The sequence below is a fragment of the Bacteroidota bacterium genome (genome assembly GCA_039111535.1).
Lineage (GTDB): Bacteria > Bacteroidota > Rhodothermia > Rhodothermales > JAHQVL01 > JBCCIM01.
On sequence record JBCCIM010000049.1, the window covers coordinates 17,984 to 33,921 of the forward strand.

Annotated in this window: 12 protein-coding genes; 9 read left to right on the top strand and 3 right to left on the bottom strand. The window is 50.2% G+C overall.

Annotated elements, in window-relative coordinates:
* Positions 1 to 4: 4 nt before the first annotated feature.
* Positions 5 to 985 (top strand): hypothetical protein, encoded by a 981-nt coding sequence (locus tag AAF564_09925; protein ID MEM8485855.1) that lies wholly within the window; start codon positions 5 to 7, stop codon positions 983 to 985.
* Here AAF564_09925 and AAF564_09930 read toward each other — a convergent pair whose 3' ends face one another.
* The gene (locus tag AAF564_09930; GenBank protein MEM8485856.1) at positions 986 to 1,555 is read right to left on the bottom strand and encodes an ECF-type sigma factor; all 570 of its coding nucleotides are present in this window, start codon (positions 1,553 to 1,555) and stop codon (positions 986 to 988) included. It lies immediately after the preceding gene.
* A 262-nt stretch (positions 1,556 to 1,817) separates the two neighbouring features.
* Between AAF564_09930 and AAF564_09935 the strand changes: the two genes are divergently transcribed.
* Positions 1,818 to 2,264 carry an AraC family transcriptional regulator gene (locus tag AAF564_09935; GenBank protein ID MEM8485857.1) on the top strand — a complete coding sequence of 149 codons (447 nt, stop codon included), beginning with the start codon at positions 1,818 to 1,820 and terminating at the stop codon, positions 2,262 to 2,264.
* A 9-nt stretch (positions 2,265 to 2,273) separates the two neighbouring features.
* Here AAF564_09935 and AAF564_09940 read toward each other — a convergent pair whose 3' ends face one another.
* Complete coding sequence (locus tag AAF564_09940) at positions 2,274 to 2,966, bottom strand: response regulator transcription factor (protein ID MEM8485858.1); 693 nt, start codon at positions 2,964 to 2,966, stop codon at positions 2,274 to 2,276.
* Positions 2,967 to 2,978: 12 nt separating this feature from the next.
* Positions 2,979 to 5,009, bottom strand: coding sequence for a HAMP domain-containing sensor histidine kinase (locus AAF564_09945; protein MEM8485859.1), 2,031 nt, complete (start codon positions 5,007 to 5,009; stop codon positions 2,979 to 2,981).
* Positions 5,010 to 5,265: 256 nt separating this feature from the next.
* Between AAF564_09945 and pyk the strand changes: the two genes are divergently transcribed.
* The 7 genes from pyk to AAF564_09980 all read left to right on the top strand — a co-directional run.
* The gene (pyk, locus tag AAF564_09950; protein ID MEM8485860.1) at positions 5,266 to 6,684 is read left to right on the top strand and encodes a pyruvate kinase; all 1,419 of its coding nucleotides are present in this window, start codon (positions 5,266 to 5,268) and stop codon (positions 6,682 to 6,684) included.
* 134 nt (positions 6,685 to 6,818) lie between these two features.
* Complete coding sequence (locus AAF564_09955; protein MEM8485861.1) at positions 6,819 to 9,845, top strand: tetratricopeptide repeat protein; 3,027 nt, start codon at positions 6,819 to 6,821, stop codon at positions 9,843 to 9,845.
* A 347-nt stretch (positions 9,846 to 10,192) separates the two neighbouring features.
* The gene (gene ftsH / locus AAF564_09960; GenBank protein ID MEM8485862.1) at positions 10,193 to 12,232 is read left to right on the top strand and encodes an ATP-dependent zinc metalloprotease FtsH; all 2,040 of its coding nucleotides are present in this window, start codon (positions 10,193 to 10,195) and stop codon (positions 12,230 to 12,232) included.
* A 362-nt stretch (positions 12,233 to 12,594) separates the two neighbouring features.
* Positions 12,595 to 12,969 carry a 30S ribosomal protein S12 gene (gene rpsL, locus AAF564_09965; GenBank protein ID MEM8485863.1) on the top strand — a complete coding sequence of 125 codons (375 nt, stop codon included), beginning with the start codon at positions 12,595 to 12,597 and terminating at the stop codon, positions 12,967 to 12,969.
* A gap of 87 nt (positions 12,970 to 13,056) precedes the next feature.
* Positions 13,057 to 13,524 (top strand): 30S ribosomal protein S7, encoded by a 468-nt coding sequence (gene rpsG / locus AAF564_09970; protein MEM8485864.1) that lies wholly within the window; start codon positions 13,057 to 13,059, stop codon positions 13,522 to 13,524.
* Between the two features lie 111 nt (positions 13,525 to 13,635).
* Entirely contained in the window at positions 13,636 to 15,729 is a 2,094-nt protein-coding gene (gene fusA, locus AAF564_09975; protein MEM8485865.1) for an elongation factor G, read from the top strand.
* Positions 15,730 to 15,773: 44 nt separating this feature from the next.
* The coding region (locus tag AAF564_09980) for a GTP-binding protein (protein ID MEM8485866.1) at positions 15,774 to 15,938 on the top strand (165 nt) is incomplete at its 3' end.

Below are 15,938 nucleotides of genomic sequence, written 5' to 3' on the forward strand. Positions count from 1 at the left end.
CGATATGCTGCGTTTTAAAGCAATAATGAAGGTCAGGCATCTGGTTGTAGCCCTCCTGTTTGCCGGCTTGTTCGCTGGATGCGAAGAGGATCCCAATCCTTTGATTGGTGAAGACCAGCCGTTTACTGTGTATGGTTTTTTTAATCCAAAGGCCAACCGGCAACTTGTTCGGGTCATTCCTGTTGCCAACGTTATCGATCAGGTTGGTGTAGGCGCTGATCAGGCTACCGTCCGATCAATTGATGTTGCGTCGGGTGACGTACGGGTCTGGAAAGATTCCCTGGTTACTTTTTCTGATGAAAGTACCGGTATTGTTTTCTTTTCCGACTTTACGCCTGAGCATGAAGCAGCGTATCGCCTCGAAGTGATTCGCAACGATGGTGCAACCTCCAGTGTAGAGGTCACCGTGCCACGCGACATCACGATACGCCGCGAGCCGGGTACAAATCCGCTTATCCCTGAATTCATTCTTGAAGGAGAGTTGCCTAATTTTGTGCAGGTTGCAGTAAAATACCGCACTGCTGCATTACAGCCGCAGAAGCCCGTGGTGCTTGAGCCCGTCCAGTTTCCTGTAAACGTGTCGTACAAAGGTCTGGAAGAACGTGCCGGGGATGATTGGAGGTACCGGATCGACTATCGCGAAGACCTTGCGCAGATCAGGGAAGCATTTAGTAATGCCTGTTTGACTACAGAGTACATTGCCGTACGATCTATTCAGCTTGAGTTTTTTGTGGGTGACAATGCTTGGGTGCCACCAGGTGGTGAGTTTGACCCGGAATTGCTTGTGCAGCCGCAATTGTTTTCAAATATAGAGAATGGTTTCGGGTACTTCGGCGCCGGCTACGTGGTTGACTTTAACGTATTACCCACAACCCCTATACTGCAAACCGTAGGTTTTATCTTTGATCCACCTTGTACAGACATGACGCCCCTTACAGATCCTTCCTGTCAGCTGTTTGAAGGGTGTTTTGACGGTGTGATGTAGTTATTCGGCCCCACCTTCCTCTTTGTATCCCTGTATCGCTCTGAACAGGAAAGCTTTGGCTTTAAACCAGTCGCGGTCTATCGTGCGTTTGGTTACCTGTAGAACGCGTGCCGTTTCCTCAATGGAGAGGCCAGAGAAAAACCGCAACTCTACCACTTTGCCCAGGCGTTCGTTCAACGCAGAAAGTTGCGTGAGCGCTTTGTCGAGGTCAAGAATCTCAACAATTTCAGTGTCTACCATGATGGTGGCGCGCTCTGCCTGGCTAAGCGATGTTGGCTTGGAGTGCCCGCCGCGTCGTTCTGCATATTGCCGGCGCGCATAGTCGACGAGAATCTGGCGCATAGCGCGCGCAGCGGTAGCAAAGAAATGCGCGTCGTCGTTCCAGCGGTCGGGATCGTGTTTGTTGAGCTTGATATAAGCTTCGTGTACGAGGGCTACAGTATCGATGGTTTGTCCGGTGCGGTACCGGCGCAGTTGTTTCTGTGCGATGACAACGAGTTCATCGTATACAATATGAAACGGCCGATCTGAAGGCGTTATTTTGTCCCGATTTGACTCTTCACTTTCCATTTGCTGCTGATCGTATCAGTTCATTTTGCGCCGGCGAAGCGAGGAAATAAAGATAGGCTTAAATACGAAGGATGCAATACTTTTTTCCCAATTCGCAGGGTAATTTATGGATACATGCCTTTTTAAATGTCGCTTATTCGGTTGATGCTACGTTGTAGTAGATGAGTTGCACAAACCCACTTCAGGCGGCCCCGGTAGGCATAGCAGGTGTTGCAAAGGTTGTCCAACTCTTCTGTGTCCTTTGCATACAACAAGAACGGTCATGAATCTGGATTATTCTGGTCTATTTCACCGAATTAACAGAAGCGAGGCAGCAATTAACAAAACAATTGCTGCTTACAAAGCCGGCATTCCCTGCGCAAAAGAAGATTGGCCCTTTCTCGTGGCCCAGGTGTGGGACCACATCCGGCTACATTTCAATGATGCTAACACCAACGTGTCCCAGGTATTGGATGAACATAACATACACACGAATACGTTTCAGGGCGTTTTTAGGAGTTATACGGGCTGGACTGTGAAAGGCATTATTGTCTATCACCGCATTGAAGTTGCCAAGCAATTGCTTGAGGGTGGCGAGTTGATGGTTAACGAAGTGGCCCGTGGTGTGGGTTATGCCGGCACGGTGTCTTTCAACCGGATGTTCAAAAAGGTTGTAGGGGAGACGCCAACGGGATATAAAAAACTCAAGCAGGATATCTGGCTGAACTAGCGCGGGTTATTACCCAACAAACTTATAGCCCAACCCATGTACGGTGAGGATGTATTGCGGCCGGCGTGCGTTGGGCTCCAGTTTTTGCCGCAGCCATGCAACGTGTACGTCAATGGTACGGGTAGAAGGCAAGGCATCGTAGCCCCAAACTTCATTGAGCAGTTCATCCCGCGACAGCGTAGCGCCTTTATGCTCTGCAAAGTAGCGCAGCAGTTGAAACTCTTTTGCTGACAGTTCCAGCAAATTACCCTCACGTTTCACTTCAGCTTTCCTGAAATCGATGTTAACATCGCCAAAACTGTACGAGTCTATCTGGTCCTGCTGAATATTTTGGGTTTGCGTACGGCGCAGCAATGCCTCAATACGGGCCATGAGTTCTGGCATTTCGAAGGGTTTGGTCAGGTAGTCGTCTGCGCCCAACTTGAGCCCGACAACCTTGTCTACAACCTGCCCTTTTGCTGTAAGCATCATGATGGGTGTCTGAATATCCTGCTTGCGCAATTCCTGACAAATATCCAATCCACTTTTCCCGGGCAGCATTACGTCGAGAATGTACAGGTCAAACGCTTCACCCGTTGCGCGTTGCATACCAGAATCACCTGTGGATTCCGTCACAACCTCGTACCCTTCGCTCTCCAGCCGATCCGTAAGGGTGAGGATCAGACCCGGTTCATCTTCTACGAGCAGGATGCGTTTGTTCATTTAATTATTGGTCTATTTCAAGGGGAGGTGTAGGGTGAACGTAGTGCCACCCGCAGGGCGCGACATGACAGATACGCGTCCATTGTGCGCTTCCATTGTTTTTTTGACGATACTCAACCCAATGCCGTTGCCTTTTATCTGAGCAGCGCGAACTGCCGGCCCACGGAAGAAATCTTCAAAAATATGTGGCAGGTCATCCTGGGGGATGCCGATCCCTTTGTCTGAAACACTAACCTGGATTTCTGAGCCTTTGCCATTTTTATGGACTGCGGTGTAAACACCAAGCCAGCGGTTGCCATTACTGTATTTGATGGCATTGTGAATAAGGTTGCAGAGGGCCGCATGCAGGGATCGTTTATCGCCTTCAACCGGAGGCAGGTGATCTGCAACCGACAGGTCTACCTCAAAGTTTTTGGTTTCTATAGACTCTTTACACGCATCAAGAGCATTGTGCACCAGGTCCGGTACGAGCATGGATTCGCGTTTGAAGGTTTTGTCGGGAGACAGCACGCCGGCCAGCTCCAGAATTTGCTCAACCATATCGGTTAAACGTGTGGCTTCTTTGCGAATCAGATGCCCATATTTCTGCATGCGATCGGGTTCGCTTACCACGCCATCAGCAAGATTGTCTGCAGCAGATTTGATTACAGAAAGCGGGGTGCGTAATTCGTGGGACACCCCGGTGACAAAACCCATTTGCCGGTCTGCCAGCCATTGTGCTTTCCGGGTTGAGATGTAAATGACTACTATTGCAAACCCGAGAATCAGCAAAATACCAAAACTCAGCCCCAGGTTGCGCCAGCGGTTTGCTGCAACGGATGCTTCCAGTGAACCAGTTTTATGTCGCAACCGCAAAAGCCAGGCATTCGCGGGGCTGGGATTTATGGTGGTTCTGGATGCGGTTGATGTGGCTGGTGTGGAGGCTGAAGGTGTTGCGGATGCCGTTTGTGTAAGGTTGGTCAGTGCAACCAGCAAATCCTCTGCAGTCAGGTCGCCTTTGTAGTCGTCTTCCTGGGCCAGCCTGATGATGGCCTGCAGCGGGAAGTCTGTATACAGCTCCGGTGATTCCACTACAAAGCTGTCCCGAATGGCCGGCTGCCAGGCCCTGCTTACCTGCCCGAAAAGCGAATCGGCCACCATTTGGTCGCGTTCGATTAGCGATGCATAGCCAAAGGCAAGGCGGGAAGCAGACGGGAATCTGTTCCACCGGAGTCTGCCAACACTTGCTTCGGCGTCAGGGGTGTCAAATTGTTCAAGCTGTAGTGTGGAGTCAGACTGGTATAGAATGTTGGGCGGATCGCTTGCACTGATAATCATCAGATCAACGTCATCTGCCACATTGAAAAACTCATCCTGCAGCTCAGGGAAAAAGGTCTCAGCAAGAAACGCTTTGTTTAGTGTGAGGAGCGTGTGGCCGGCGCGGCCGCTACTGGTTGCATTCAGGTTGGCGAGTAGCTCAGGGGACGAAAGCTCATCATCGATCGAAACAGGAATGGGAATGGCCGGTGTTTCAGCCATCAGTTTGGCACTACGGTACGCAAACTCGTCATCGCTCAACGTATCTGGCGCTGATTGCGGGTTGTATGCTTCTATTTGGCGTTGATTACGTTCGATGAAGTAGGCTTTCCAGCCCGTCAGATGTGCCGGCCAGGGCTCCATTTCCAATTTGCCATCTGCCGGCTCAAAGCGGTACAGGCAAAGCTCCTGGTTGTCATCGTAATCAACCCAGTAAATTTGCTCAATCAGGTCAGGGCGGGCGACGCGGGAGGACCAATATTGATAGTTGAGGCTTAACTCTCGCGAAATTTGTTCGAGAGAACCAGTAAAGCTCACGCGGAATGCAAATTGCGCCGGCGACAATTCCTGGTTCACCGCTTCGCTGAACAGTTCAGCGCTTGTTTGCATGTTAGACCGTAGGCGCTCGACCTCGTTGTCGCTTAACTGGCCAATCCAGTGGTATTGCAGGAAAGCCAGGATAGGGAGCAATGCGATCAGGCCGATGATGACCAGAAGCATCAACTTGTTGCGGCGGATGTCTTGCATAGGAATGATCGCTTCGTCAGGGACTGAACTTGCACAGGAATGGGGCCGGCAACTTAAGCCAAAATCCTGAATGTTGAGATAAAGTTGCTACGGAAGCTGTAATATCCTGTTTCTCGGCGGAATTTGAATTTACATCCTTAACAAAGCTTTAACGCGCGCCCTGTTACTTTTTAGAGAAGCGTGTGTAAGAGGGCTGTTAAAAAAATCGTACTTTAGTGCAGCAAGTATAGCTGTTATCAGAATATTTACCCCTTGCATGGAGCGAAAAACCAAAATTGTATCTACGCTGGGTCCTGCATCTTCGGATATGGATACCATCATCGGCCTGCTTGAAGCCGGCGTCAATGTTTTCCGGATGAACTTTTCTCACGGGACACACGACGAGCACCGCGAACGGATCATCTATGCAAGGGACGCTGCCCGGAAGTTGGGCAAAGAGATTGCAATCCTGCAGGACCTGCAAGGCCCGAAAATCAGGGTAGGCGAGGTTGAAAATGGTGCTATTCTGCTGCACAAAGGCAGTCAGCTTGTACTCACTACACAGGAAGCTGAGGCCTACGAGCCAGGCACTGTGTTTGTGAGTTACCCGACGTTGCCAGAAGATGTTGAGTTGGGCGGACGCATCCTGCTTGACGATGGCCTATTGGAATTGAAGGTGCTTGATACAACCGCGCACGATGTTATTACAGAAGTGGTTGTTGGGGGGCCGTTGCGGTCGCGAAAGGGGGTGAACCTGCCCCATCTGCGGGCTTCGATGCCGGCGTTGACCGAGAAAGACCTCGCGGATCTGGAGTTTGGGCTTTCCATGGAAGTAGATCTTATTGCGCTGTCTTTTGTGCGCGATGAGTCGGATGTGGAGGATCTTGTCCAGCGAATACGCAATTCGGGCAAGCAAATCAGTGTGATTGCAAAAATTGAAAAGCCGGAAGCGGTCCGTAAAATCGACCAGATCCTTGATCAGGCAGACGGTATCATGGTAGCCCGCGGTGACCTGGGTATCGAAATGCCCATGGAAATGGTGCCCGGTACGCAAAAGCGCATTATTCTGAAGTGCCGGCAGGCAGCAAAGCCAGTGATCACTGCAACGCAGATGCTCGAAAGTATGATCGAGAACCCGCGTCCAACCCGCGCTGAAGCCAGTGATGTGGCAAATGCAGTACTTGACGGCAGTGACGCCCTGATGCTGTCGGGGGAAACAGCCGTGGGTAAACACCCAATTCGGGTAGTTGAGGCTATGGATAGCATCATTCGCGAAGCTGAACGGCAGGAATTGGATCATTCCCTGGGTGCAAATGCTGACTGGGTATCAGATTCCCTTACAGATGCCATTTCCTATAATGCGTACGAAGTAGCAGAACGGGTTGGTGCACGCGCCATTGCTTGCCTTACCAGTTCGGGTACCACTGCGCGTTCTATTGCAAGGCATCGCCCTAATACCCCCATCTTTGCCTTTACAAACCACGCAAATGTTGTACAGCAATTGGCACTCACATGGGGAACAAATGGCTTTGCAATTCCTTTTCAACGAGATACGGATGGCGGTGTAAAGCTGGTCCTTGAGATTTTGAAATCTAAAGGATTGGTAAACTCGGGTGACCGGGTTGTGATTACCGCCGGTATGCCACTCCCTGCCAGAGGGCGTACCAATATGATTCAAGTTAGCCAGGTTGATTAAACGCTATACGAAACACACTGCTACCACCTCAAGCATAAGCTGACAACCTAATAGCTGCAGATTCAATGCTGTTTCGTGCATTTTCATACTGTTTGATCCTGTTCGTCCTCTCTGGATGCAACCGGGGTGGATTCGTGGGCAAGCGCCTCGATAATTTTACCGCCTATTACAATACTTTCTATAACGCGAAGAAGGAATACCGTACAGGTATCAAAGCCATCGAGCGTGCGGGCGATAATAATATCAACCGCAACGTCTACCTTTCTGTTTTCCTGACGCCCGAGCGGGTAAGCAGTCAGAATAACTTTGACGAGGCAATCCTGAAAAGCGCTGATGTGCTGCGAGAGAACCCGAATTCCAAATGGGTGGATGATGCGCTGCTCCTAATTGGCCAGTCCTATTTCTATCTCAAAAATTATGTAGGTGCTGAGCAGAAATTCCAGGAAGTGATGGACCTGGGAGGCGAATTGGAAGACGAAGCGCGTTTCTGGCTCGCCCGAACCCTGATTGCCAGTAATACCTACTCCCGTGCTGCAGACCACCTCGAGGTTAGCCTGAATCGGGAAGGGTTGTCGAAAAAGTGGCAGCCTTACCTGAGTATGCTGCTTGCTGAACTTTATGTCAAGCAGGAAGCCTGGGCTGATGCGATAACAGCGCTGGAAGGTAGCATCGAGCGAATGAAAGACAAGCGGCTCGCCAGTCGTGCGCAATTTTTACTTGGGCAGATTTATGAAACGCTTGAACAGTATGGCAATGCTGCCCAGTCTTTTGCAAAAGTACTAAAGTACAAACCTGATTATTCGCTGGTTTACGCCGCGCAGCTGAGCCGAATCCGCATTGAAGGGTTTCATGGGGACAAAGAGCTTGCGATGCGCTTGCTCCGAGGCATGGAGCGGGATGATAAAAATTTTGAAAGCCGCGCGGAGATGATGTATTACCGCGGCCGCATTATCCAGGAAATGGGCCGGCCCGAAGAAGCGTATGATGTGTACGATGCCCTACTCTTTACAGATGACCGTACCCTGAATGCAAGCACCATGCGCGGACCAATACACTATGCATTGGGAGAGTTGTATCGGGATTCGTACAGCGATTTCTCCTACGCTGCTGCACACTTTGATACATCAAAAACTGGTATGGCAACGGCGTTACGCTCGGGTATTAGCAGTACAGCCATCCAGAATTTGCAGTATGCACCCGAAGCGGTGACCGATGCAGATCGTCAGGCAGAAGTATTTGGCAGCTTTGCTGATGTATATGATGAAATTGCACATCTCGACTCGTTGCTTTACCTCAGCGATATGGACGAGGAGTCATTTGATGCCTTTATACTGGAGTTGAGAAAGCAGCGGGCTGCTGAAATGGCCGAAGAGCAGCGCGAAATAGCCCGCCGGCAAGCAGAACAAGGCTTTCGCAATATTTCGACTGCTGGTGGGTTACAGGAAGGCAAAGTGATTGACGGGCCTTATAGCGGCACCGGCGACAAAGAATCGGGTTTTCTATTCTATAAAGACCAGATCCAGGTGCAGGAAAGCCGGATTTCGTTTATCACCCTTTGGGGAGACCGGCCCCATGTGCCAAACTGGCGCCGGCTCGATGCCATTCAGGGTGCAAACAGCGTTGTGGCCGCTGATGATACGTCTGCCGTTGAAGGAACGCAGCGCGTCGTGGACCTGATTGATGAAGAGTTTCTGCCCGTTGTAGATTATTCTGATGTACCCCGTACGCCAGAACATGTAGCGGAAGTAGAGGAAGATTTGGCGCTTGTGCGCTATGAATTGGCCAACGTGTTATTCTTATCCATGGAGCGTCCGGATTCTGCTGCTGCATGGTATCGCCTCGTGATTGACGAAGCCCATCATACCTCCGTCGCACAGCGCGCTTTTTATGCACTTGCTGAAGTGCAGCGCGCCCTCGGGGATGAAGAAGCAGCCTCCCGGTTATACCAGGAGGTTGTAGCAAATTACCCGGACTCCGATTTTGCAAACCAGGCACGCGAACGCCTTGGTTTGGCGCCTGTAGCTGCCGTTGAAACGGATACCCTTGCCCTTGCTGAAATTGCATACGCTAGTGCCTATGACAGGTGGCAGGAGCAAGATTACGAGCAAGCCGTCTCTGAGATGGTGTTGCTGGCTTCAAACTATGAAGTTTCTGAGGTTGCGCCGCGTGCCTTGCTGGCAACCGGCTCTATTTACCTGGAATGGGCAGATCGCGCGCAACTGGATGTCCGCGCCCTGCCATTGCCATTGGTGCCCGATTCTTTGCTCTGGTCGCATGGGATGGTTGACACAACCTCTGTATTGACAGCACCTGTCGATGCGGCAGATGATGTGCAGCCATTTGCCGGCGTTGATACCTCAAATCCGGCTTTTCTTGGCGGCGGCAGATTGGTACTTGAGGCTGATTCACTCCAGCAGGAATCTGAGCGGTTATACGAGATGTCAGATTCACTCTATGTTTTATCTGATAGTTATTACGGCCAGGATGACAAACAAACCTTGTCTGATTCGCTTTATAAAGTCTCAGAAGCAACCCAGTTGCGTTCAGATTTGCTGTTGCAACGGGCTGATTCCATCCGGACAATGGGGCAGGGGATGTTGAGCGGGCTTGGCCTGAATAGCCCAGACGTGTCCCAGTTGCGCGATGCCCTTTACCCGAAAGTTGATACGGGGCGCGATGAAAACGGCGTGATTACCTATGGGAAGTACCTGAAGCTAGAAGGCCTCTTCTCAAATATTAAAGAGCGTTTCCCGCAGACGCCGCATGCAGATTATGCGGACCAGATGCTGCGTGCCATGATTGAGTTGCGGCCGCTTGAGGATACGACGATAGTCCAGGAACTGGCGCAGGAAGATTTGCAGCGGCAGTATGATGAAATGCCTGAAGATGAGCGGTATATCCGATTACCAGGCGAAATTGATCTGACAGGAGAAGGCTGGACGCTTATTGTTGCGTCGTTTTCCGAACAGGAACGCGCCGCCGTCGTTGTAGAGGAGTACACAACCAAAGGCTTTAAGTCTACCATCCTCAAGGGCGGAACGAAATATCGGGTTGGTGTAGGCCAATACCCTGATTTGCTTACCGCCAAGGCCGGACTTGAAAAGTTTAGGGAAGAGTTGCCACCAAGTACCTGGTTTCTAGATATCCAGAAAGTCAGGTAATCAGAAATACCATCTGCGCGAATCTACGCACGTGGTACGACCGTATACAGGAACCAGAACCGTTGCTGCGTGGTTCGGCTAGAACCCCTTGGATCGAAATAAATGTAATTGGTTGATTTAGGTACAGATCCAATGCGGCAGCATTGCGTTATGGTGAGTGCGAGATTCAATTTCTCTACGCTGGAAATTGTGCCTGCATTCGCTGTGATACCTAGATGCGGCCTGCAATCTAGTAGTCACGAAAGCAGAACAACCCGGTTGCACAGTTCAATTGTACATCCCGGTTCTTTTTTGTGATGTGCAGTGCCGTTTTTTAATCCACATTCAATTAATAGTGGTTTGTCCTTATGGCGCAAGATGAGCGCGACAAGCTGGATTATAAGCCCTCAGGGAAAGATGGGGACGGGTCCCGCCCGTCTTCCGGTAGAAATAAGTTTTCCCTCTGGATTTATCTTATCGTATTCCTCGCCCTTTTAGCCAATTTCTTCTTTTTCCTGAGCGGAGAAGAGCAGAATGCACTCGATTACAGTGCTTTCCTGGAGTACGTGGATAAAGGGTACATTGAGGAAGTAGAAATTATTGGTGACACCCGCATCTTGGGTACCTACACGGTGCAGGCCGTGGAAGAGGGGCACGTAGAACTGGCAACACCCCGCCAGGATTTCCTCGGGGGAAGCAATGAAGATGCCCGCCGGCGCTTTGTGACTACAAAGCCTAATGAGGAGCCTGTTGTAGAGCTGCTGCGGTCGAAAGATGTAACTTTCAGCTTTAAGCAAGAGAACAACTGGTTCGGCGGCATGCTCACCTGGGTTTTCCCGCTGATCATCATTGTTGCACTCTGGATGTTTCTGATCCGGAGAATGAATCCAGGGTCACAGGTACTGAACATCGGCAAGAACAAAGCTGTCTTGTTTGATGCAATGGGTGATCAAACGATCACTTTTAAAGACGTCGCCGGCCTGGATGAAGCAAAAGAAGAAGTTGTAGAAGTTGTAGAATTCCTGAAGAGCCCTAAAAAGTTCACACGCCTTGGTGGTAAACTGCCGAAAGGTGTGTTACTGGTTGGCCCTCCGGGCACAGGTAAAACATTGCTCGCAAAGGCGGTAGCCGGAGAAGCAGGCACACCATTCTTCTCCCTTTCTTGTTCAGATTTTGTCGAAATGTTTGTTGGTGTAGGTGCTGCCCGTGTGCGAGACCTGTTCCGCCAGGCAAAGGAAAAGGCACCCTGTATCATCTTTATTGATGAAATTGATGCCATCGGACGCTCGCGCGGCCGCGGTATGATGATGGGCGCCAACGATGAGCGGGAGAACACCCTCAACCAGATCCTGGTGGAGATGGATGGCTTTAATACCGACAAGGGTGTAATCATTATGGCTGCAACGAACCGGCCAGACGTGCTCGATTCAGCACTGCTGCGTCCTGGTCGTTTTGATCGCCAGATTCTGATCGATAAGCCAGATCGCCGCGAGCGTGAAGAAATTTTCCAGGTGCATACGCGTAATCTGATTATTTCTGATGACGTGGACATGGCGATTCTTGCCAGCCAGACACCTGGGTTTGCAGGTGCTGAAATTGCCAATGTCTGTAATGAAGCTGCAATCCTCGCTGCAAGACGCGACAAGACAGCTATCGGCCCAGACGACTTTGAGCATGCCATTGATCGTGTGATCGGTGGCCTGGAAAAGAAAAACAAGCTTATCTCGCCAGAAGAGCGAGAGATTGTTGCGTACCACGAAGCCGGCCATGCTATCACAGGCTGGTTCCTCAAATACTCTGACCCCGTAGTCAAGGTCTCTATTGTACCGCGCGGCCTTGCTGCACTCGGGTATGCACAGTATTTGCCTGAAGAGCGTTACCTGTATACCAAAGAAGCTTTGCAGGATCGCATGACGATGGCCATTGGTGGGCGCGTAGCTGAGGAGATTGTCTTCGGACGGATTACAACCGGTGCGCAGAACGACCTCGAGCGGATCACCAAAATGGCTTACGCCATGGTAATCGATTATGGCATGAGTGAGAAGATTGGGAATATCAGCTTTAACATCTCAGGCAGAGGAGAGGAGAGCCCGATGTTCGATAAGCCGTACTCAGATGAGACTGCGCGACTAATCGATATTGAGGTCAAAGAGATTATCGAAGGCGTACGCGAGGCCGCACACAGATTGCTGCGTGAGAAGCGCGCTAAACTGGATGAATTGGCAAAAGCCTTGTTGAAGAAAGAAGTGCTTGGACCAAAAGATCTCGTTGAGATTCTTGGTGACCGTCCGTATGGGGAGTATGTGTCGATGAACGGATACAACAACGGCAAGCCTGTTGCGGTTGCTGAAGAGTCTGCTGAGGGTGATACACCGGATTTGAGCGAAGAGCCGGCAGCGGACGCCTAGCCGCCTTTTTAAAACGTGATTAAAGTTAATGCCAGTTGGAGGAACAAGCCTTCAACTGGCATTTTCTATTAAAGCTTTTTGGCACGGGCAGCGGGAGAACAAATTGCCTTTGTGTAGATATGATGATGAGTCAATAAGCAAAAAGATATTTATTGCTCTAGTGCTCTATACCAGTGACTCAAAACAAGCCCTTCTATAATAGCCATTCTAGAGAAAAAAGCACTTCTTAACGGTATCTTTATCAAAAAGATTGAACAATTCTATTTAGACGAGTATCATGGAATTCTGAGCAAAAATTTGAGCCGTCAATGTGGTGGTCATGTTTTTGTCAAATGTAACCTAATCAGAAAAGTTAACACATCGTGCCAACAATCCAGCAATTAGTACGCAAAGGGCGGGTAAACAAAGTCAAGAAGACGAAGTCCCCTGCTTTGATGAATTGCCCGCAGCGACGTGGTGTTTGTACTCGTGTATATACCACGACGCCTAAGAAGCCTAACTCTGCTCTGCGGAAGGTGGCAAAAGTTCGTTTGACAAATAGTGTCGAGGTAATCGCGTATATCCCGGGCGAAGGACACAACCTTCAGGAGCACTCGATTGTACTGGTGCGCGGTGGTCGTGTGAAAGATTTGCCGGGTGTGAAGTACCACATCGTTCGCGGTGCGCTTGATACATCAGGTGTTGATGATCGCAGGCAATCGCGCTCGAAGTATGGTGCAAAGCGGCCAAGAAGTTAGGCTGTATTTAGGTTTATAAGTATTCGGAAATCTTCTAGATATTTGATCGATTCAGGGTTTTAGCCTTCCGATCTCAAGACTAAGCTTATGCGTAGAAGAAAGGCAGAACGGCGGACAGTAAATGCTGATCCTCTATACAATGATCTACTGGTTTCAAGGTTTATCAACAGTGTAATGTTGAGTGGCAAAAAAAGTGTTGCCCAGGCCCTTGTGTACCAGGCATTGGAGGTAATTGAAGAGAAAACAGGAGAACCTGGCATAGACGTCTTTAAAAAGGCGATCAATAATGTGGCACCGCTTGTTGAGGTGCGTAGCCGGCGTGTTGGTGGGGCAACCTACCAGGTACCCGTAGAGGTGCGGCCGGATAGGCGTACAGCACTCGCGTTTCGGTGGGTCATTCAGTACTCTCGAGCGCGCGGTGATAAAAGCATGGCGATGCGACTGGCAAAAGAGCTGATGAGTGCGGCCAATGGTGAAGGTGGGTCCATCAAGAAAAAGGACGACACGCACCGTATGGCTGAGGCAAACAAAGCGTTTGCTCACTTCCGGTTCTAAATACGCGCAAGGGCTTGCTTTTCCCGTCCCCGGATAGGCCGGCTTTTGATTCCTAGGTGACTGCAGCGCAAGCGGTAGTTATTTACTTTGAGTAAAAATTAGTTTACCCAAATGAGCAAAAATAAAGGTTATTCGCTTAAGAGGACGCGCAATATCGGCATCATGGCCCATATTGATGCGGGAAAAACTACGACGACTGAGCGAATCCTATTTTATACAGGTCGGCTCCACCGTATGGGGGAGGTACATGAAGGCGGCGCGACGATGGACTGGATGGAGCAGGAGAAAGAGCGTGGCATCACAATTACTAGTGCTGCTACAACCTGCTTCTGGAATGACTATCGGATTAATATCATTGATACACCGGGTCACGTTGACTTCACGGTTGAAGTAGAGCGTTCACTCCGAGTGCTTGATGGTGCAATTGCGCTGTTCTGTGCTGTTGGTGGTGTAGAGCCGCAGTCTGAAACTGTTTGGCGTCAGGCGGACAAATACAACGTTCCGCGTATTGCCTTTGTAAATAAAATGGACCGCACGGGTGCGGATTACGACGCTGCTGTTCAGATGATGAAAGATCGTCTGAAGGCAAATGCAGTGCCTGTCCAGATTCCTATTGGTGCCGGCGAGATGTTTCGTGGGGTTATTGACCTCGTGAAAGGCAAGGCCATTGTGTGGCATGAAGACCAGCAAGGTACAACGTGGGATGAAATTGAAATCCCTGAGGATCTTCGCCCTGAAGCACGTAAGTGGCGCATCAATCTTCTTGAGGCTATTTCTGAGCACAACGATGAGCTCCTGATGAAGTATCTCGAAGAAGAAGAGATTACGGAGCAGGAAATCAGGGACACCGTGCGCAAGGCGACCCTTAGTCTGGATATTACGCCAGTATTCTGTGGTACAGCGTTCAAGAACAAAGGCGTGCAGCGCCTGCTTGACGGTGTTATCGACTATCTTCCGAGCCCGGTCGACGTTGAAGCTATTCAGGGTATTCATCCTCATACGGACGAAGAGATTGTGCGCACGCCTGAAAAGGATCAGCCTTTCAGTGCAATTGCCTTTAAAATCATGACCGACCCCTATGTCGGTAAGCTTACATTCTTCCGTGTATATAGTGGTGAGCTGAACAAAGGGGAGCAGGTGTTGAATGCAACATCCACCAAGAAAGAGCGCGTTGGTCGTCTGCTGTTTATGCATGCGAACAGCCGTGAGGATGTTGAAGTTGTACGCGCCGGCGACATTGCTGCGGCTGTAGGCCTCAAAAATGTTCGTACTGGTGATACGCTGGCGGATCCAAGCAATCCGATTATCCTCGAGCAGATGGATTTTCCGGAGCCAGTGATTCGTATTGCTATTGAGCCTAATACGAAAGCTGACAGCGATAAGCTGGGCCAGGGTCTGCAGAAACTTGCGGAAGAAGATCCAACATTCCGGATCTCTACAAACCATGAAACCGGTCAGACGCTGATCGCCGGCATGGGTGAGCTGCACCTCGAAATTATCGTTGACCGTCTGCGTCGCGAGTTCAAGGTAGATGCTAACGTAGGTCGTCCGCAGGTAGCATACCGCGAAGCTATTACGTCTTCTGTAAACAAAGTCTACACCCACAAGAAACAGTCTGGTGGTCGTGGTCAGTTTGCAGAGGTGCATATTGAGTTTAGTCCAAACGAAACGGGTGTCGGATTTGAGTTCGTCAACGAAATTGTTGGTGGTAACATTCCGAGAGAGTATATCCCGTCAGTAGAGAAAGGTATCGCGAGTGCGATGTCGCAGGGGCCGCTTGCTGGTTATCCGATTGAGGGTATCCGTGCGCGCCTCCATGATGGCAAATTCCATAATGTTGACTCGGATCAGCTCTCCTTTGAGGTTGCTGGACGTATGTCATTCCGTGAAGCATCACGCGCTGCTTCGCCGATTCTTATGGAGCCCATTATGGAAGTTGAGGTTGTTACGCCCGATGAGTACATGGGCGACGTTATTGGCGACCTGAACAGCCGGCGTGGCAAAATTGAAAGCCTCGGACAGAGAAACGATGCGCAGATCATTAAAGCGCACGTGCCGCTCTCTGAAATGTTTGGTTACTCAACGGATATGCGTTCGATTACGCAGGGCCGCGCAATTTATACCATGCAGTTCCACAGCTACCAGTCAGTGCCAAAAGCAATTGCTGACGAGGTTGTGTCTGCCTCAACTGGTATTTCGGCATAAAGAATCGATCTCAGAAAAATTAAACTGTTAAAAAATATATAGTCATGGCGAAAGAGACGTTTCAACGCACAAAGCCTCACGTGAACGTGGGGACGATCGGCCACGTAGACCACGGAAAGACGACGCTGACGGCGGCGATTACGACGGTCCTGGCCAAAGCCGGGGGCGCTGAAGTGCGCTCCTTTGATTCAATCGACAACGCACCGGAA

Coding starts and splice junctions, on each gene's coding strand:
- AAF564_09925 (MEM8485855.1), top strand. CDS start 5: ATGCTGCGTTTTAAAGCAATAATGAAGGTCAGGCATCTGGTTGTAGCC.
- AAF564_09930 (MEM8485856.1), bottom strand. CDS start 1,555: ATGGAAAGTGAAGAGTCAAATCGGGACAAAATAACGCCTTCAGATCGG.
- AAF564_09935 (MEM8485857.1), top strand. CDS start 1,818: ATGAATCTGGATTATTCTGGTCTATTTCACCGAATTAACAGAAGCGAG.
- AAF564_09940 (MEM8485858.1), bottom strand. CDS start 2,966: ATGAACAAACGCATCCTGCTCGTAGAAGATGAACCGGGTCTGATCCTC.
- AAF564_09945 (MEM8485859.1), bottom strand. CDS start 5,009: ATGCAAGACATCCGCCGCAACAAGTTGATGCTTCTGGTCATCATCGGC.
- pyk (MEM8485860.1), top strand. CDS start 5,266: ATGGAGCGAAAAACCAAAATTGTATCTACGCTGGGTCCTGCATCTTCG.
- ftsH (MEM8485862.1), top strand. CDS start 10,193: ATGGCGCAAGATGAGCGCGACAAGCTGGATTATAAGCCCTCAGGGAAA.
- rpsG (MEM8485864.1), top strand. CDS start 13,057: ATGCGTAGAAGAAAGGCAGAACGGCGGACAGTAAATGCTGATCCTCTA.
- fusA (MEM8485865.1), top strand. CDS start 13,636: ATGAGCAAAAATAAAGGTTATTCGCTTAAGAGGACGCGCAATATCGGC.